At 72.8% G+C, this 18,117-nt stretch carries 16 protein-coding genes; 9 read left to right on the forward strand and 7 right to left on the reverse strand.

Annotated elements, in window-relative coordinates:
* The first annotated feature begins 153 nt into the window (after positions 1 to 153).
* The gene (locus tag EAO76_RS35350) at positions 154 to 2,442 is read left to right on the forward strand and encodes a glycosyl hydrolase family 18 protein (RefSeq protein ID WP_148840161.1); all 2,289 of its coding nucleotides are present in this window, start codon (positions 154 to 156) and stop codon (positions 2,440 to 2,442) included.
* 70 nt (positions 2,443 to 2,512) lie between these two features.
* Here the strand turns inward: EAO76_RS35350 and EAO76_RS35355 are convergent, their stop codons facing one another.
* On the reverse strand, positions 2,513 to 3,142 hold the full coding sequence (locus EAO76_RS35355) for a TetR/AcrR family transcriptional regulator (protein ID WP_148840162.1): 630 nt from the start codon (positions 3,140 to 3,142) through the stop codon (positions 2,513 to 2,515).
* Positions 3,143 to 3,224: 82 nt separating this feature from the next.
* On the opposite strand from EAO76_RS35355, the gene EAO76_RS35360 reads away from it, so the two are divergent.
* Positions 3,225 to 4,520 carry an extracellular solute-binding protein gene (locus EAO76_RS35360; RefSeq protein WP_262375960.1) on the forward strand — a complete coding sequence of 432 codons (1,296 nt, stop codon included), beginning with the start codon at positions 3,225 to 3,227 and terminating at the stop codon, positions 4,518 to 4,520.
* Between the two features lie 82 nt (positions 4,521 to 4,602).
* Here the strand turns inward: EAO76_RS35360 and aceB are convergent, their stop codons facing one another.
* Both aceB and EAO76_RS35370 read right to left on the reverse strand, forming a co-directional pair.
* Positions 4,603 to 6,222, reverse strand: coding sequence for a malate synthase A (gene aceB, locus EAO76_RS35365; RefSeq protein ID WP_148840163.1), 1,620 nt, complete (start codon positions 6,220 to 6,222; stop codon positions 4,603 to 4,605).
* A 234-nt stretch (positions 6,223 to 6,456) separates the two neighbouring features.
* Positions 6,457 to 7,074 carry an NTP transferase domain-containing protein gene (locus tag EAO76_RS35370; protein WP_148840164.1) on the reverse strand — a complete coding sequence of 206 codons (618 nt, stop codon included), beginning with the start codon at positions 7,072 to 7,074 and terminating at the stop codon, positions 6,457 to 6,459.
* 257 nt (positions 7,075 to 7,331) lie between these two features.
* On the opposite strand from EAO76_RS35370, the gene EAO76_RS35375 reads away from it, so the two are divergent.
* Positions 7,332 to 7,634 (forward strand): DUF5955 family protein, encoded by a 303-nt coding sequence (locus tag EAO76_RS35375; protein WP_262375961.1) that lies wholly within the window; start codon positions 7,332 to 7,334, stop codon positions 7,632 to 7,634.
* Positions 7,635 to 7,666: 32 nt separating this feature from the next.
* Here EAO76_RS35375 and EAO76_RS35380 read toward each other — a convergent pair whose 3' ends face one another.
* Both EAO76_RS35380 and EAO76_RS35385 read right to left on the reverse strand, forming a co-directional pair.
* Entirely contained in the window at positions 7,667 to 8,311 is a 645-nt protein-coding gene (locus EAO76_RS35380; RefSeq protein WP_148840166.1) for a response regulator transcription factor, read from the reverse strand.
* Entirely contained in the window at positions 8,308 to 9,519 is a 1,212-nt protein-coding gene (locus tag EAO76_RS35385) for a sensor histidine kinase (RefSeq protein WP_148840167.1), read from the reverse strand. The genes EAO76_RS35380 and EAO76_RS35385 overlap by 4 nt, the downstream gene beginning before the upstream one ends.
* 111 nt (positions 9,520 to 9,630) lie before the next feature.
* Between EAO76_RS35385 and EAO76_RS35390 the strand changes: the two genes are divergently transcribed.
* Positions 9,631 to 10,722, forward strand: coding sequence for an ABC transporter permease (locus EAO76_RS35390; protein ID WP_148840168.1), 1,092 nt, complete (start codon positions 9,631 to 9,633; stop codon positions 10,720 to 10,722).
* Positions 10,719 to 11,399 (forward strand): ABC transporter ATP-binding protein, encoded by a 681-nt coding sequence (locus tag EAO76_RS35395; RefSeq protein ID WP_148840169.1) that lies wholly within the window; start codon positions 10,719 to 10,721, stop codon positions 11,397 to 11,399. Before EAO76_RS35390 ends, EAO76_RS35395 begins: the two co-directional genes overlap by 4 nt.
* A gap of 79 nt (positions 11,400 to 11,478) precedes the next feature.
* Here the strand turns inward: EAO76_RS35395 and EAO76_RS35400 are convergent, their stop codons facing one another.
* Positions 11,479 to 12,279 (reverse strand): IclR family transcriptional regulator, encoded by an 801-nt coding sequence (locus EAO76_RS35400; RefSeq protein WP_148840170.1) that lies wholly within the window; start codon positions 12,277 to 12,279, stop codon positions 11,479 to 11,481.
* Between the two features lie 372 nt (positions 12,280 to 12,651).
* Between EAO76_RS35400 and allB the strand changes: the two genes are divergently transcribed.
* Both allB and alc read left to right on the forward strand, forming a co-directional pair.
* Complete coding sequence (gene allB / locus EAO76_RS35405) at positions 12,652 to 13,995, forward strand: allantoinase AllB (protein ID WP_148840171.1); 1,344 nt, start codon at positions 12,652 to 12,654, stop codon at positions 13,993 to 13,995.
* Positions 13,996 to 13,997: 2 nt separating this feature from the next.
* Positions 13,998 to 15,113 carry an allantoicase gene (gene alc, locus EAO76_RS35410; RefSeq protein WP_148840172.1) on the forward strand — a complete coding sequence of 372 codons (1,116 nt, stop codon included), beginning with the start codon at positions 13,998 to 14,000 and terminating at the stop codon, positions 15,111 to 15,113.
* 111 nt (positions 15,114 to 15,224) lie between these two features.
* Here the strand turns inward: alc and EAO76_RS35415 are convergent, their stop codons facing one another.
* The gene (locus EAO76_RS35415) at positions 15,225 to 15,980 is read right to left on the reverse strand and encodes an SDR family NAD(P)-dependent oxidoreductase (protein ID WP_148840173.1); all 756 of its coding nucleotides are present in this window, start codon (positions 15,978 to 15,980) and stop codon (positions 15,225 to 15,227) included.
* Between the two features lie 318 nt (positions 15,981 to 16,298).
* Here EAO76_RS35415 and EAO76_RS35420 point away from each other — a divergent pair, with 318 nt between their 5' ends.
* Together EAO76_RS35420 and EAO76_RS35425 are read left to right on the forward strand one after the other, a co-directional pair.
* A complete protein-coding gene (locus EAO76_RS35420) occupies positions 16,299 to 16,922 on the forward strand; it encodes a dihydrofolate reductase family protein (protein WP_148840174.1) in 624 nt (207 codons plus the stop codon).
* A gap of 260 nt (positions 16,923 to 17,182) precedes the next feature.
* Positions 17,183 to 18,103, forward strand: a complete 921-nt coding sequence (locus tag EAO76_RS35425) for a DMT family transporter (protein ID WP_148840492.1) — start codon at positions 17,183 to 17,185, stop codon at positions 18,101 to 18,103.
* Positions 18,104 to 18,117: the final 14 nt, after the last annotated feature.

Below are 18,117 nucleotides of genomic sequence, written 5' to 3' on the forward strand. Positions count from 1 at the left end.
GGGCGGGAGGCGTCGGAGGCTTTACCCGTGATTGGTCTGTACCTATTGACGAGTTGGTCCAGACCTTTTAGTTTCCCCTGTGCTCCATGGCACCAAGGAATCCGGCTCCCCCTCAGGACCGCCTCACCGGTCCCTGCCTCATGGGAGAACACCATGTTCGAGCACATGACCCTCAGACCGAGGACGGCGACCGCGCTCGTCGCCGTCCTCGGTCTGCTCCTCGCGCTGCTCTCGCTCCAGGCCGCCCCCGCGCACGCGGCGGGCAAGCTGACGGCGACCTTCACCTCGGCCGACAACGGCTCCTGGTGGAAGGGCACCTACGTCCTGCACAACGACACCGACACCGCCGTGAGCGGCTGGGAACTCGAATTCGACCTGCCTGCCGGGGTCGCGATCGACACCTCGTACAACGGCACCGTCACCACCCGGGGCAGCCACATCACCGCGGTCAACGCCCACTACAACGGCACGGTCGCCGCACACGGCACCAGCGAGCCGTACAGCTTCTGGTTCGTCGCCAAGGGGCCCGTCACCGCGCCCACCGGCTGCCGGATCAACGGCGACAAGTGCGACGGCTCCGCCGACGTGCCGCCGGGCGCGCCCGGCGGGCTGAAGCGGACCGACGTCACCGCCCGCACCGCGTCCCTGTCCTGGACGGCGGCCGAGGCGGGCGACTTCCCCGTGGCGTCGTACGACGTCCTGGCCGGTGGCGAGGTGGTGGGGTCCGCCACCGCGACCACCTCCACCACGGTCACCGGCCTGACCCCGGCCACCGCCTACTCGTTCACCGTCCGCGCCAAGGACACCCGCGGCAACACCTCGGCCGAGAGCGCGCCGCTGGCCGTCACCACCGTCGACCCGGCCACCGACACCTCCCCGCCCACCGCGCCCGGTTCGCTGCGCTCCACGGCCGTCGACTCCTCGTCCGTCACCCTGGCCTGGAACGCGGCGACGGACGACCAGCGGGTCGCCGCGTACGACATCTACCGGGGCGGCCTGCTCGCCACCACGGTCTCCGGCACGACGACCACCGCCACCATCGGCGGACTCTCGCCCTCGACCTCGTACACCTTCACCGTCAGGGCGCGGGACGCGGCGGACAACGCCTCCCCGGCGGGCGCCGCGCTCACGGTGAAGACCGACGACATCGTCGGCGCGGGCGACTACGCCAAGGTCGGCTACTTCGTCCAGTGGGGCATCTACGGCCGCCAGTACTTCGTCAAGAACCTCCAGGACTCCGGGGCCGCGGGCAAGCTCGACATCATCAACTACGCCTTCGCCAACATCGATCCCAACAACCTCACCTGCCTGAACGGCGTCACGAAGGGCACCACCGCCGACCCCCAGGACCCCGAACAGGGCACCGGGGCCGGGGACGCCGACGCCGACTACGCCCGCCCGTTCGCCGCGGCCCAGTCCGTCGACGGCGTCGCGGACGACGGATGGGCCAAGCTGCGCGGAAACTTCAACCAGTTGAAGAAGCTGAAGAAGCTCAACCCGAACCTGAAGATCGTGGTCTCGCTCGGCGGCTGGACGTACTCGAAGTACTTCTCCGACGTGGCGGCCACCGACGCCGCCCGCAAGAAGTTCGTCTCCTCCTGCATCGACATGTACATCAAGGGCAACCTGCCCGAATACAACGGCGCGGGCGGCCCGGGGGTCGCCGCGGGCATCTTCGACGGCTTCGACATCGACTGGGAGTGGCCGGGCACCGGCACCGGACACCCCGGCAACCACTACTCGCCCGACGACAAGGACAACCTGACCCTGCTGCTCGCCGAGTTCCGCAGGCAGCTGGACGTCCTCGGCGGCGAGCACCGGCTCCTCACCGCCTTCACCCCCGCCGACCCGCAGAAGATCGGTGACGGCTGGGACCTGGCCAAGGTCTTCGACTCGCTCGACGTGGCCAACGTCCAGGGCTACGACTTCCACGGCTCGGGCAGCGACAACTCCTGGGAACCCGACCGCACCGGCCACCAGGCCAACCTCTACCCGGACGACCAGGACCCCTACGCGACCCGGTTCAGCGCCGACACCGCCATCAAGGCGTACACCGACGCGGGCGTCGAACCCCGCAAGCTGACCCTTGGCATACCGTTCTACGGCCGGGGCTGGCAGAACGTCACCGACGGCGGGGTCGCGGGCGAATGGCAGGGCGCGGGCGGCGCCGCCCCCGGGCAGTTCGCCGAGGAGGCCGGCAACCGCGGCTACTCCAACCTCATCGGCGCGTACCCGACGATGACGGTCCACCACGACGAGCAGTCGGTCTCCACGTACGGCTACACCGGCAACCAGTGGTGGTCCTTCGACGACACCTGGTCCCTCGGCAGGAAGACCGACTACGTGAAGTCCAAGGGGCTGCTGGGGGTGATGGTCTGGGAGATGTCGGGCGACACGTCGCAGGGCACCCTGATGAACGCCCTGGACGCCGGCCTGAAGTAGCCGGCCGGGGAGCCGGCCGGTCCGCGGGGCTCCGCCGGCCCCCGCGGACCGGCCGTGCGGCGATCCGGGGTCAGACGCCCCCGAGCGCGCCCTCCGCCGAGGTCAGACAGCGCTCGGCCAGTGCCGCCGGTCCCTCCGGTCCCGTCGCGGGGGCGTCGCCGGCCGCCCAGGTCTCCACCGCGGCCCGCACCGCGGCGCCCGCGACCCCGGCCGTCAGCCGGATCTCCAGCGAGCCCGCCCCGTCCGGGAGTCCGGCGCGCGCCGCGAGCACCGCCGCCAGCGTGGCGTCCGCGTCGTGGCACGCGTCGTTCCACACCGACTGCAGGGCCGGGCTGTCCGCCGCCATCCTCAGCAGCGACCGCACCCACTCCAGGGACTCCGAGGCCGCCGTGTCGCCGGGGGCCGGGGCCAGTGTGCGCCCCGCCGCGTGCCGCAGCGCGTCCGGCACCGACAGGGTGCCCGGCGCGTCCCGCACCGCCTCCACCCACTGCCGGGCGCCGACGGAGAGCAGCGGGGTGATGGCCTCCTCCTTGGTCGCGAAATAGCGGTAGAAGGTGCGCGGGGCGACGCCCGCGGCACGTGCGATGTCCTCGGCGCGCGTGCTCCGCAGGCCGTGCTCCACGAAGAGCGCCGCCGCCGTACGGGCGATGTCCAGCCGGGTCGCGGCCTTGCGCCGCTCCGTCAAAGAGCCACCTTGCATGTGGGTCAGGCTATGCCCTGGAGGCACCGCAGCCGTCAGGCATCAACTGCCTATGTGGCAGAATCTGCCATAAGTGCATGTGGTGAACCAGCAAGAGGTGGCAAGAGCGGTGCGTCGGCGGCAGTTCCTTCTTCAGACGGCCGGCCTCGCCGGCGCCACGGCGGCGTTCGGGCTCACCGGCTGCGAGACACGCAAGGATGTGGAGCTGGATCTCCTCGTGGCCAGCTACGACAAGAGCGTGGGCGCCTCGATCGGCGACCAGTGGGACAAGGTCGTCTCCACTTTCGAGAAGCAGCACGCCGGCATCAGGATCAACCTGGAGCGGGTCCCGTACGACAAGATCGACCGAACGCTCGCCCGCCGGGTCGAGGAGGGTCGGGCGCCCGACATCGCGCAGTCGAACATCTTCGCGCCCTATGCCGAGGACGGCCGGCTCCACGACATGACCGAGCTGTTCGACATCGTCACCCAGGCCGACTTCATCCGGTCCTTCACCGAGGCGGGCACGGTCGACAGCGCCACCTACGGAATCCCCTTCCTGGCCAGCACGCCCCGGCTCTTCTACAACAAGGAACTCTTCCGGCGGGCACGCGTCGACGGTGCCCCCACCTCGTGGGACGAGCTCCAGAAGGCCGCCCGGGTGCTGAAGTCGATCGGCGTGAAGACGCCGTACGGGCTCCAGTTCGGCCCCGAGGCGGCCGACGACGAGGCGCTGTCCTGGCTGCTCGCGGCGGGCGGCGGCTACATGGGGGACACCGCGCAGTACGACTTCGCGACGGCCGCCAACACCGAGGCCCTGACCTGGCTGCGGGACGAGTTCGTCGGGGAGGGGCTGGCCGGGGCCGCCCCCGCGGAGCTCAACCGGACCGACGCGTACGCGCAGTTCCTGGGCGGCGAGATCGGGATGCTGATCGCCCACCCCGTGCTGATGGGCGCGGCCGACCAGGCCAAGGTCCCCTACGCGCACGCCCCGTTCCCCGAGAAGGACGGCGGAGCCGCCGTTCCGCTGGGGCTGAGCGACTGGCTGATGGCGTTCCGGCGGGGTGGTCACCGCGAGGAGTGCGGCACGTTCCTCTCGTTCCTCTACAGCGGGAAGTCCGCCATGACCTACGGCGGCAGCCAGTCCGCGCTCCCCGTGACGTACTCGGCGTCCGACGCGGCGACCGGGAAGCCCGCCGAGCAGCCGCTGTCGGCGTTCGTCGAGCAGCTGTCGGACGCGCAGTTCGCCCCGGTCAACATGCGGTCCTGGCCCGCCGTCCGGGAGGCGATCCGTGCCGACGTGGGCCGGGCGGTGATGAAGGGCGGCGACCCCGGGACCGTACTCGCCGCGCTGGACGAGTCGGCCGCCGAGGCGGAGGCGAGGGCGGCGGCCTCCTGAGACCGGTCCGCCCCCGGCGCATGGCTCCGCCCCCGGCACCGCGCGGTGCCGGGGGCGGAGCCATGCGCCGCGAAGCGGCGGGTCAGCCCAGCTGCTCGTACGCGGGCAGGGTCAGGAAGTCCGCGTAGTCCTGGTCCAGTGAGACCGTCAGCAGCAGGTCGTGGGCCTGCTGCCACTTGCCGGCGGCGAAGGCCTCCTCGCCGATCCCGGCGCGGATCGCGGCGAGTTCCTCGGCCGCGACCCTGCGGGCCAGGTCCGCCGTGGCGTGCTCGCCGTTCTCGAAGACCACGTCCGCGTTGATCCACTGCCAGATCTGCGAGCGGGAGATCTCCGCGGTGGCGGCGTCCTCCATCAGGTTGAAGATGGCGACCGCGCCCAGGCCGCGCAGCCAGGCCTCGATGTAGCGGATGCCGACCGCGACGGCGTTGCGCAGACCCTCGTACGTGGGGCGGGCGTCCAGGCTGTCGATGGCGATCAGGTCCCCGGCGGCCACCGAGACGTCCTCGCGCAGGCGCTCCTTCTGGTTCGGCTTCTCGCCGAGGACCGCGTCGAAGGAGGCCATGGCGATCGGCACCAGGTCCGGGTGGGCGACCCAGGAGCCGTCGAAGCCGTCGTGGGCCTCGCGGTCCTTGTCGGCCTTGACCTTCTCGAAGGCGACCTTGTTGACCTCGGCGTCGCGGCGGGACGGGATGAAGGCCGCCATGCCGCCGATGGCGTGCGCGCCGCGCTTGTGGCAGGTGCGGACGAGGAGTTCGGTGTACGCGCGCATGAACGGGGCGGTCATCGTCACCGCGTTGCGGTCCGGGAGGACGAACTTGGCGCCGCCGTCACGGAAGTTCTTGACGATGGAGAAGAGGTAGTCCCAGCGGCCCGCGTTCAGCCCGGAGGCGTGGTCGCGGAGTTCGTAGAGGATCTCCTCCATCTCGTACGCGGCGGTGATCGTCTCGATCAGGACGGTCGCGCGGACCGTGCCCTGCGGGATGCCGACGTAGTCCTGGGCGAAGACGAAGATGTCGTTCCAGAGGCGTGCCTCCAGGTGGGACTCCGTCTTCGGGAGGTAGAAGTACGGGCCCTTGCCGAGGTCGATGAGGCGCTGGGCGTTGTGGAAGAAGTAGAGGCCGAAGTCGACCAGCGCGCCCGGCACCGGGACGCCGTCCAGCTGGAGGTGGCGCTCGTTCAGGTGCCAGCCGCGCGGCCGGGTGACGACCGTGGCGAGTTCCTCGGCGGGCTTCAGGGCGTACGACTTGCCGGACCCCGGGTCCGTGAAGTCGATGGTGCGGGTGTAGGCGTCGATCAGATTGAGCTGGCCGAGGACGACGTTCTCCCACGTGGGGGCGGACGCGTCCTCGAAGTCGGCGAGCCAGACCCTGGCGCCCGAGTTCAGGGCGTTGATGGTCATCTTGCGGTCGGTCGGACCGGTGATCTCCACCCGGCGGTCGTTCAGCGCGGCCGGGGCCGGCGCGACGCGCCAGGAGTCGTCCGCGCGGATCGCCGCCGTCTCGGGCAGGAAGTCCAGCGTGGAGGTGCGGGCGATCTCGGCGCGGCGTTCGCCCCGGCGGGCGAGCAGTTCGTCACGGCGGGGCGTGAACCGCCGGTGCAGCTCGGCCACGAACGCGAGGGCCGCTTCGGTCAGGACCTCGTCCTGCCTGGGCAGGGGCTCGGCATCGACGATGGCCAGCGGGGACGGCGCTGGTGCGGACATGAGCGGTCACTCCTTCAGCGGGCGGTGCGGGCGGCGCCCCGCGACCGCCGGGTCGCCTGGGACGGCACGGCGTGCCAAGGCTCCGGGATACGGGTGGGGGCGCCGTCTGAGGTGCAGAGGGCTTCTGATCAGTGGATAGTAGTTTCCTCATGGTGGAAGTTCAATGGTTTGTTGATGTCGAGATTCTCCGGATCGACAGAAGCGGAGCGGTGACGGCGCGGCGTGCCACCCCGTTCACTCCAGGTGCCCGAGGTCCTCCGCCGTGTCGATGTCGTACGCCTGGGCCACATCGGAACACTCGACGAGCGTGATCGCATCGCGGCGCTCGCGCAGATAGGCGCGGGCCCCCCGGTCGCCCACCGCGTCCGCCGCCACCTCCGCCCACAGGTCGGCCCCGAACAGCACCGGATGGCCGCGCTCCCCGTCGTACGCGGCCGCCGCCAGGCTCCTTCGGGAGCGGTACGCCGAACGCACCCGGTCCACCGCCCGTGCGCCGATGCCCGGCTGGTCCACCAGGAGGACCAGCGCCGCGTCCGCCCCCGCGCCGGTGAGCGCCCCGAGCCCCGCCCGCAGCGACGAGCCCATGCCCCGCGCCCATTCGGGGTTGACGGTCACGGCGCAGCCCGAGAGGTCGGCGCGGGCCAGCACCTCGTCGGCGGCGGCGCCCAGCACCACGTGGACGGGGTCGCAACCGCCGTCCCGCAGCACCCGCACCGCGTGCTCGACCAGGGGCCGGCCACGGTGTTCGAGCAGTGCCTTGGGCCGTCCGCCGAGCCGTCGTCCGCCGCCCGCGGCGAGCAGCAGTCCGGCGACCGCGGGGGTCCGTTCGGTTGCCTGTGTCGTCCGAGTCATGCGGACTGGATACCCCACCGGCTCCCGGACGCGCACCCTTCGCTGAAGCAAGCGACAGGGGATGCGCGTGGGAACACCGTCCACCGGACGACATGGAGATCACCCTTACGGGACACCCCGAATTCTGTCCGCGGAGTGGCGCTCGGCACCTTTCATGGCGTTAACTTGCGCGCACGCCCGGATACTTGACCGCGGTGCGCGGACCAGGCGGAACACTGGCACAAGGTTGTGCGAGGGGGAGTGCTTTGTTGCGAAGCGTGGGGCAGACGCGGGTGACCAGCAGTGGCGAGGACCCGAGGGTGACGGAGCTGCGCACGGCGGTCTCACGGCTCCGCCGCGAACTGGCCGGGCACCCCGCGGAATTCCCGGACCGGGGCATCGCCGAGGACGAACTGGCCGCGCTCGACGCGATGGCGCTCAGCGGGGTGCCGGAGATCCCGCGCCTGCGCCGTTCGCTGCTGCTGATCGCGGGTGCGATCGGCTCGGTCAGCGCCCTGGCCTCCGCGCTCAGGGACGTACGGGTCGCCGTCGACCTCTTCGGGGAACCGCCGCGCGGCTGAGAGCCTGTCAGGTGGCGGGAAGGGGCGGCGGGTCAGCGGCGGATCAGCCGGCGTGCCGTCGCCGCCGCGACCGCCGAGGTGCGGGAGTCCACGCCCAGCTTGGCGTAGATGTGCACCAGATGGGACTTCACCGTCGCCTGGCTGAGGAACAGCTTCTTGCTGATCTGCTGGTTCGACAGTCCCTCGCCGACCAGCTGGAGGACCTCCAGCTCGCGCTTGGTCAACGCCTGGGCGGGGGTCCGCATCCGGTCCATCAGCCGGTGGGCGACGGAGGGCGCGAGCGCCGACCGGCCGGCCGCCGCCGTGCGCACCGCCGCCGCCAGCTCCTCCGGCGGGGCGTCCTTCAGCAGATAACCGGCCGCCCCCGCCTCCACCGCGGCCAGGATGTCGGCGTCCGAGTCGTACGTGGTGAGGATCAGGACGCGGGGGGCGTCCGGCTCCGCCGTGATGGCCGCGGTGGCCTGCGAACCGTGCATGCCCGCGCCGAACTGCAGGTCCATGAGGACGACGTCGATCCCGCCGTCCGCCGCGAGCGCGACGGCCCGCTCGGCGGTGGCCGCCTCGGCCACCACCCGGAACCCGGGCTCGGAGTCCAGGACGGCGCGCAGCCCCGCCCGTACCACCGGGTGGTCGTCGGCGAGCAGCAGCCTGATGGGATCGGGCGTGGGCGAGGTCATGCGGCGTCCTGTCCTGGCCGGCCGTCGGGCAGCGGGAGGGGAAGGGTGAGGGCGACGGCGGTGCCCTGACCGGGCGCCGACTCGACGCTGAGCGTGCCGCCCAGCGAACGGGCCCGCGAACGCATCGCGGGCAGTCCGAAACCACCGGTGCCGGAGTCCGTGGCGGCCGGTGCGTCCCCGGGGGTGAAGCCGCGGCCGTCGTCGACGACGTCCAGCGACACCGAGGTGTCCATGAAGCTGAGGGTGATCTCCGCCCGCCGGGCCGCGGCGTGCCGCACCGTGTTGGCGAGTGCAGACTGCGCGGTGCGCAGCAACGCCACCTCGTACGGGGTCGGCAGCTCCACCGGGGTGCCGCTCACCGCGAACTGCACCGTGAGGCCGGGGGCCGTCGTCCGCGACGAGAGGCGTTCCAGGGCCGCCGCCAGCGAACCGTTCTCCAGGTCGGGCGGGGAGAGGGCGCGCACGAAACGGCGGGCCTCGGCGAGATTGTCCTGGGCGGCCTCGCGGGCCCGGCGGACGTGCGCGGAGGCGGGGGCGTCGTCGGGCAGGGTGCGCTCGGCGGCGCGCAGCAGCAGCTGGATGCTGGACAGGCCCTGCGCCAGGGTGTCGTGGATCTCGCGCGCCAGCCGTTCGCGCTCGGCGAGGGTGCCCGCGGTGTGTTCCGCCTCGGCCAGCTCCGCCCGGGTGGACACCAGCTCCTCGATGAGCTGCCGACGCCGTTCGCTCTCCCGGAACAGCGCCTCGTACCCCAGCACCGTGGCGACCGCGACCGCCGCGCCGAGCAACGGACCGATGAAGGCGCCCGGTGTGACGGCCTGGCCGTGCAGCGTGAAACCGGCGACGGCCGCGAGCGCGGTGACCGCGACGACCGGCAGGGACCAGCGCGTCGGCAGCAGGTGCAGCTGGAGGAAGTACAGCGGGAAGGCCACCCACAGCGCGTCGGGCGACAGGCCGAGCAGCACCAGCCACCCGGCACCCAGCACCGCCAGCCACAGGGCGGCCGCACGGGTGCGCGGCTGCACGGCGGGGGCGAGCGCGCCCGCCCCGTACACCGCGGCTGTCAGGACGCAGACCACGACGGCGGCGACGGCGTGCGGCGCGCGGTCACCGACGGCCCGCAGCGCCGCGAGGGCGAGCAGTCCGACCAGCAGCGCGTGCATGCACAGCCGCAGTGCGGTGGCGACCGGGGGATGGGTGCGGAAATCCATGATTCGTCCAGCGTAAACAAGGAGCGCCCGGCGCCGGTCAATCGAAAGTTTGATGTCGGGCCCCACCGTCGGGCGATGCCGCCGGGGGGCCCGGGGGCCGAGGCTGGGAGCATGTTCGTCGCATGGAGAGACCTTCGGTTCGCCAAGGGCCGGTTCGCGCTCATGGGCACGGTCGTGGTGCTGATCACGCTGCTCGTGGGCCTGTTGTCCGGGCTCACGGCCGGCCTGGCCCGGGAGAACACCTCGGCCGTCACGGGGCTGGACGCCGACCACCTGGCGTTCGCCGCCCCGCCCGACGGCCGGTCGGTGTCCTTCACCGACTCCGTCGTCGCGGAGGACGCCTGGCGGAGCTGGGCGGACCGGCCCGGCGTGCGCGACGCGCAGCCGCTCGGCATCCGCACCCTGAACGCCGCCGCGGACGAGGGGCGGCGCACGGCGGCGGTGTCGGCGTTCGGCGTGGAACCGGACGGCGGCCTCGCGCCCGACGGCGCGCGGGTCGGCGCGGGCGAGGTGGCGCTGTCCGAGTCGGCCGCCGCCGAGCTGGACGCCGCGCCCGGCGACCGGCTGCGGATCGGCGGCACCGAGGTCACCGTCACGTCGGTCGCCGGGGACGCCTCGTACAGCCACACCCCCGTCGTGTGGACCTCGCTCGACGACTGGCAGCGCTTCGGGGAGGGCGGCGCGGGCGGTGAGCGGCACGCCACGGTCATCGCGCTGACCACTGGCGACGGCGCCGACCTCGCCGCGGGCGACCGGGCCGCCGGCACCAGCACCCTCACCCTGGCGGACTCCCTCACCGCGATCGGCTCCTACCAGGCGGAGAACGGCTCGCTCCAGCTCATGCGCGGTTTCCTCTTCGCCATCTCCGCCCTCGTCATCGGCGCCTTCTTCACCGTCTGGACGATCCAGCGCAGCGGTGACGTCGCCGTGCTCAAGGCGCTCGGCGCCTCCACCCCGTACCTGCTGCGCGACGCGCTCGGGCAGGCCGTCGTGATGCTCGTCGTCGGTACGGGCACGGGCGCCGCGCTCGCCTCCGGCATCGGCGCGCTGATCAGCGGCGGAACGGTGCCGTTCGTCCTCGACGTGGCGACCGTGCTGGTCCCGGCCGCCGTCATGATCGTCCTCGGCGCGCTCGGGGCGGCCCTGTCCATCCGGCGGATCACCGCCGTCGACCCGCTCACCGCACTCGGGAGTGCCCGATGACCCTCACCCTCGCCGACGTCACCCTCACCTACCCCGACGGCGACGACCGGCTCACCGCCCTGGACCGGGTCTCGCTGGAGGTGCCCGCGGGCACGCTCACCGCGGTCGTCGGACCGTCCGGCTCCGGCAAGTCCAGCCTGCTCGCCGTGGCCGCGACCCTGGTCACGCCGGACTCCGGCCGGGTCGTCGTCGACGGGGCGGACACCGGGAGCCTGGACCGGGCGGAGAAGGCGGCGCTGCGCCGCGAGCGCATCGGCATCGTCTTCCAGCAGCCCAATCTGCTGCCGTCCCTCACCGCGATCGAGCAGCTCCAGGTCATGACCCATCTGTCGGGCAAAGCGCCCCGCGGGGCCCGGGGCCGGGCGCTGGAACTGCTGGACGCGGTCGGCCTCGCGGACCGGGCGGGCCGCAGGCCGCACCAGCTGTCGGGCGGTCAGCGCCAGCGGATCAACATCGCGCGGGCCCTGATGAACGACCCTGCGGTACTGCTCGTCGACGAGCCGACCAGCGCGCTCGACCACGAGCGGGGCGCGGCGGTGCTGGACCTGCTGATCACCCTGACCCGGGAGCGGTCGACGGCGACGGTGATGGTCACGCACGACCGGGCCCACCTGCACCGCACGGACCACACGGTCACGATGGACGACGGCCGTCTCACGGTGCCCGAACGGGTCTGAGACGGGACACGGAGAGGGGAAGGGGGCGGCCCCGCGGAGCCGCCCCCTTCCCCTCGTGCGTCGGTCGCTCTCCCGCGCGTCAGCCGGCGGAGCCGCTGCTCGCCAGGGCGTCGGAGAGTTCCTTCGCGGCCTGCTGGAGGATCGGCACGATCCGCTCCGTCGCCGCCTCCGTCACCCGGCCCGCCGGGCCGGAGATCGAGATCGCGGCCGAGGTGGGGGAGTCGGGGACGGAGACCGCCAGGCAGCGGACCCCGATCTCCTGCTCGTTGTCGTCCACCGCGTAGCCGACCCTGCGGACCTGCTCCAGCGCTTCGAGGAAGCCGTCCGGAGTGGTGATCGTCTTCTCGGTGGCGGCGGGCATCCCGGTACGGGCGAGCAGGGCCCGCACCTCGTCCGGCGGCGTGTTCGCCAGCAGCGCCTTGCCGACCCCGGTGGAGTGGGGCAGGACGCGACGGCCCACCTCGGTGAACATGCGCATCGAGTGCTTGGACGGCACCTGCGCCACGTAGACGATCTCGTCGCCGTCGAGCAGCGCCATGTTCGCGGTCTCGCCGGTCTCCTCGACCAGCCGCGCGAGGTACGGGCGGGCCCAGGTGCCGAGCAGCCGGGACGCGGACTCGCCGAGCCGGATCAGGCGCGGGCCGAGCGCGTAGCGCCGGTTGGGCTGCTGGCGCACGTATCCGCAGAGCACCAGCGTCCGCATCAGGCGGTGGATGGTCGGCAGGGGGAGACCGCTGCTCGCGGAGAGTTCGCTCAGGCCGACCTCGCCCCCGGCGTCGGCCATCCGCTCCAGCAGATCGAAGGCACGCTCAAGGGACTGCACACCACCGCCGGAAGCGGCGGGCTTGGAGTCGGATGTGCTGGCGTGGGACGGCGGCACGTCAACGGTCCTTTCGAGGCGGAAGGGCGGGCGCCCCGCCCGGCGAGGCACCCAGCAGCCTACCGGGCGGTTCCCGATCGGCCCACCGCCCCGGGCGGGGCGTCCTGGCCGGTCAGAGCCCGTTTGTCCCGGTGTCTGCGCTCGGCGGAGCGGTTCTTCGGGGTCGCACTGGTCCCATGTTACGTTCCGCTCTCCGAAATTACCCTTTTACTTTGTGGAAATCTCCAAGTCCAGGTGCGAGCGGTCCGCCGGGGGCCGGGCGAGGTGGACGGGGTCTTGACGGGCCCCGGTCCCGAGTGAAGACTCCTTCAACAGTTCGTTGAATCTGCCGGTGGCGGAGGCCGCGGCGGAGAGTCGAAGTGAGGAGCACGGGTGTCCGGTGCTGACGTGAATCTGGTGCTGCGCTCGACGCGGGTCGTCACCCCGGACGGGACGCGGCCCGCGACGGTCGCCGTCGCCGACGGGCGGATCGACGCCGTCCTGCCGTACGACGCCGAGGCGCCGGCCGACGCCCGGCTGGAGGACTTCGGCGAGGACGTCCTGCTGCCCGGCCTCGTCGACACGCACGTCCATGTGAACGACCCCGGCCGCACCGAGTGGGAGGGCTTCCACACCGCCACCCGCGCGGCGGCGGCGGGCGGCATCACCACCCTGCTCGACATGCCGCTCAACTCCCTCCCGCCGACCACCACCGTCGAGCACCTGCGCACCAAGCAGCGGGTGGCCGCCGCCAAGGCGCACATCGACACCGGGTTCTGGGGCGGCGCGATCCCGTCCAACATCAAGGACCTGCGCCCACTGCACGAGGCCGGGGTGTTCGGATTCAAGTGCTTCCTCTCGCCCTCCGGCGTCGACGAGTTCCCGGAACTCGACCAGGAGCAGCTGGCCCGTTCCATGGCCGAGATCTCCGGCTTCGGCGGGCTGCTGATCGTGCACGCCGAGGACCCGAGCCACCTGGCCTCCGCCCCGCAGCGCAGCGGCCCCGCGTACGCCGACTTTCTCGCCTCCCGGCCGCGCGACGCCGAGAACACCGCGATCGAGGGGTTGATCGCGCACGCCAGGCGGCTGGACGCCCGCGTCCACGTCCTGCACCTCTCCTCCGGCGACGCGCTGCCGATGATCGCCGCCGCCAGGCGCGAGGGCGTACGGATCACGGTGGAGTCCTGCCCGCACTTCCTCACCCTCACCGCCGAGGAGGTCCCCGACGGCGCGACGGAGTTCAAGTGCTGCCCGCCGATCCGGGAGGCCGCCAACCAGGACGTGCTGTGGGCGGGACTCGCCGACGGGACGATCGACTGCATCGTCTCCGACCACTCGCCGTGCACCACCGACCTGAAGACGCCGGACTTCGCCTCCGCCTGGGGCGGCATCTCCTCCCTCCAGCTGGGCCTGCCCGCCATCTGGACCGAGGCCCGCAGGCGCGGCCACTCGCTCGACGACGTCGCCCGCTGGATGTCGGCCGCCCCCGCCGAACTCGCCGGGCTGACCCGCAAGGGCGCCATCGAGGCGGGCCGTGACGCCGACTTCGCGGTGCTCGCCCCCGACGACACGTTCACCGTCGACCCCGCCGAACTCCTCCACCGCAACCGGGTCACCGCGTACGCGGGCCGGACCCTGTACGGCGTGGTGCGCTCCACCTGGCTGCGCGGGGTACGGATCGCGGCCGACGGCACCGTCGCCGGACCCACCGGCCACCTCCTCGAAAGGAACCACTGATCATGACGGCGACAGCCCGCTTCACCGGTGACGCGAATCCGTACGGCGGCGGCGACCCGTACGCCGACTACCGCACCGACGACTTCCCCTTCACCGACCTCGTCGACCTCGCCGACCGGCGGCTCGGTGCCGGGGTGATCGCGGCCAACGACGAGTTCTTCGCCGAGCGGGAGAACCTGCTGAAGCCGGAGCCCGCCGAGTTCGACCCCGAGCGCTTCGGCCACAAGGGCAAGGTCATGGACGGCTGGGAGACCCGCCGCCGCCGGGGCACGGGCGCGGACGCGCCGCACCCGGCCGACGAGGACCACGACTGGGCGCTGGTACGGCTCGGCGCGCCCGGGGTCGTGCGCGGCATCGTCGTCGACACCGCGCACTTCCGCGGCAACTACCCGCAGGCCGTCTCCGTCGAGGCGACCTGCGTACCCGGCTCCCCGTCGCCGGAGGAACTCCTCGCGCCCGAGGTGAAGTGGACGACGCTCGTGCCCCGCACGGCCGTCGGCGGACACGCGGCCAACGGCTTCGCCGTCGACGCCGAGCGGTGCTTCACCCACCTGCGGGTCAACCAGCACCCCGACGGCGGGATAGCCCGCCTGCGGGTGTACGGCGAGGTCGTCCCCGACCCGGTGTGGCTGGCCGCCCTCGGCACCTTCGACCTGGTCGCCCTGGAGAACGGCGGCACGGTGGAGGACGCCTCCGACCGCTTCTACTCCCCGGCGACCAACACCATCCAGCCGGGCAGGTCCCGCAAGATGGACGACGGCTGGGAGACCCGCCGCCGCCGCGACCGGGGCAACGACTGGATCCGCTACCGGCTCGTCGAGCAGGCCCTGATCGGCGCGGTCGAGATCGACACCGCGTATCTGAAGGGCAACTCGGCGGGGTGGGCGAGCCTCTCCGTCCGGGACGGCGGGAGCGGCGACTGGACCGAGGTGCTGCCCCGGACCCGGCTGCAGCCCGACACCGACCACCGCTTCGTGCTGCCGGAGGCGGTCCGGGCCACGCACGTTCGCATCGACATCTTCCCGGACGGCGGGATCTCCCGGCTGCGTCTGTTCGGCACCCCGACCGAGGAGGGCGCCGCACGGCTGGCCGCCCGCCACCGCGAACTGGGCGGCTGAGCACCTGTCGGGTGGCCCCGGCCGGGGCCACCCGACGGACTCCGGCGGCGCGGTCCGGTCCCGGGGCCCGGCCGGGCGGTTCGGTCATGTGGTCCGGTTCACGCGGTCGGGTCAGGCCGCGTGGCCCCCGTCCACCACCAGCTCCGTACCGGTGATGTACCCGGCCTCGTCACCGGCCAGGTAGGCGATCAGGGACGCCACCTCGTCCGTCGTGCCGAACCGGCCCAGGGCGGTCGCCGCGCGCTGGCCCTCGGCGAACGGGCCGTCGGCCGGGTTGAGATCCGTGTCGACCGGGCCCGGCTGGACCAGGTTGACGGTGATGCCGCGCGGGCCGAACTCGCGGGCGAGCGGCTTGGTGAGCCCGGCCAGCGCCGACTTGCTCATCGTGTAGAGGGTGGAGCCGGGGCCGCCCGCGTACCGGCTCAGGGCCGTGCCGACGCAGATGATCCGGCCGCCCGGCCCCATCAGCTCCGCCGCCGCACGGCAGGCCAGGAACACCGCCCGTACGTTGACGGCCAGCACCCGGTCCACGTCGGCGGTGCTCAGGGTGCCGATCGGTCCGAGGACGCCGATGCCCGCGTTGTTGACCAGGACGTCGAGCCGGCCGAGCGCGTCCGCGGCCCCGGCCACCGCCGCCGGGACGGCTTCGGGGTCGGCGGCGTCCACGCGCAGGGCCGTGCCGCGCCGGCCGTACGACCGGATCCTCTCGACGACCTCCTGTGCTCCGGCCTCGTCCGCCACATAGGTCAGTGCCACGTCGGCGCCGTCCCGGGCGAGCCGCAGGGCGGTTGCGGCGCCGATGCCGCGGCTGCCGCCGGTGACGAGTGCGGTCCGGGGCGCGCCGGTACCGGCGATGGTGCTGGTCATGGTGGTTCCTCGCAGGTCGGGGCGGAGCCCGGCCGGATGGCCGGCCGCTTCGCCTCGGGCTTCGCCACGGCTTCCGCCGCGGCTTCGACATGGACAAGGAAAGTCCTTCCGCCCGGCGGTCACCGGCGGGAATCGGACGCCTGCGTGGGGCCGCGCGACAGCCCGGCAGGGGAACGCGCGACAGTCGGTACGGAGGCGTGCGGAAGGCCGGTACGGGATGGGCGGAGGGCCCGTCCGTGCGGCCGGACCGATGAGTTGCGGTCGGTGCCGGAGTCGGAAGAGTGAAGGACGGACGACCGACGCACCGGGAGAAGAACCATGGCGAAACTGACCCTCACCACGTTCCTGTCGCTCGACGGCGTCATGCAGGCACCGGGCGCTCCCGACGAGGACACCGGCGGCGGGTTCGAGTACGGCGGCTGGACGGTGCCGTTCGCGGACGAGGGCATGATCGAATTCATCAGCGGGGTGATGGGGCGGTCGGCGGCCTTCCTGCTGGGCCGCCGCACCTACGACATCTTCGCCGGGTACTGGCCCAAGGTGACCGACCCCGACGACCCGATCGCGGGCCCGCTCAACACGCGCCCCAAGTACGTCGTCTCGACCACCCTGAGCGACCCCGGATGGCAGAACACGACCGTCGTGTCCACGGACGTCGCCGAGGAGGTCGCCCGCATCAAGGAGCGCACCGAGGGGGGTGAGCTCCAGGTCCACGGCAGCGGCGGACTGGCCCGGTTCCTGATGGCGCACGGGCTGATCGACGAGTACAACCTCCTCACCTACCCGGTCGTACTGGGCCGGGGCCGCCGGCTCTTCCCCGAGGACGGGCGGCCGACCGCCTTCGAGCGGGTCGGGGCGCGGGAGACCCCGAGCGGCGTCTCGATCCACACCTACCGGCCCACCGGCCCGGCGCGGTTCGGTTCCTTCGCCCTCGACGAGTGACGCCCGGTGCCCTCGGCGCCCCCTCTCCCGGGCCGGAACCGGCGTGCCGGACGAGGGGTGGGACGGGTGTGACGATCCGCCTCCCGCACGCGGAGGCTGCGCCGGGAGCGCCTCGTCCCGTGTTCACGCGGGCCACGGCAGCGCGGCCCGGAGACGGAAGCCGCCGTCCGGTTCGGGGCCGGGTAGCGTGATCGTTCCGCGTGCGAGCCACCGAGGTCTCCACCGTGTTTCCCGCCGTGGAGAACCAGGAGAACCGCCAGGTGTCCTCGATCGCCGTGCCCGCCGTCACCCCCTCGCGCCGTGCCTGGCTCACCGACCTGCCCGTACTGCTCGTCGCGGTCGTCTGGGGGACCAGCTACCTCGCGGCCAAGGGCATCACCACCACGCAGACCGTCCTCGCCGTCCTCGTGCTGCGCTTCGCCGTCGTGCTGCCCGTGCTGGTGGTGGCCGGCCGGCGCAGGCTGCGGGCGCTCGGCGCCGCGCAGTGGCGCGGTGCCGGTCTGCTGGGGCTCGTCCTCGGCGCGATCTTCCTGGTGGAGACGTACGGCGTCGTGCACACCTCGGCGACCAACGCCGGGCTCATCATCAGCCTCACCATGATCTTCACCCCGCTCGCCGAGGCCGCCGTGACCCGGGTCCGGCCGCCCCGGGCCTTCCTCGCCGCCGCCGGACTCTCGGTGGCCGGTGTGGTGCTGCTGACCCAGGGCGGCGGATTCACCGCTCCGTCGACGGGCGACCTGCTGATGCTGGTGGCCGCGCTCGCCCGTACCGTCCACGTCCTGCTGATGGCCCGCATCAAGTCGGTGCAGGAGGCGGACTCGCTGTCCCTCACCACGGTCCAGCTCGGCAGCGCGGTCGCCGTCTTCGCCCTGCTCGCGGCCGTGCCCGGCACCGGGGAGGCACCGTGGACGGTGGCCGCCGGGTTCGGTGTCCGGGAGTGGGGCGGACTGCTCTTCCTCTCCGTCTTCTGCACGCTCTTCGCCTTCTTCGTGCAGATGTGGTCGGTACGCCGCACCTCGCCGTCCCGGGTCGGCCTGCTGCTCGGCACGGAGCCGCTGTGGGCCGCCGCCGCGGGCATCGCGATCGGCGGCGAGCGCCTCGGGGTCCTCGGCGCGGCGGGCGCGGTACTGGTCCTGGCCGGTACGGCCCTGGGCCGTCGGGCGGTGGCCCCGGCCCGCTGAGCGGCACCGGCCCC

Source organism: Streptomyces sp. sk2.1 (assembly GCF_008120935.1).
Classification (GTDB): Bacteria; Actinomycetota; Actinomycetes; order Streptomycetales; family Streptomycetaceae; genus Streptomyces.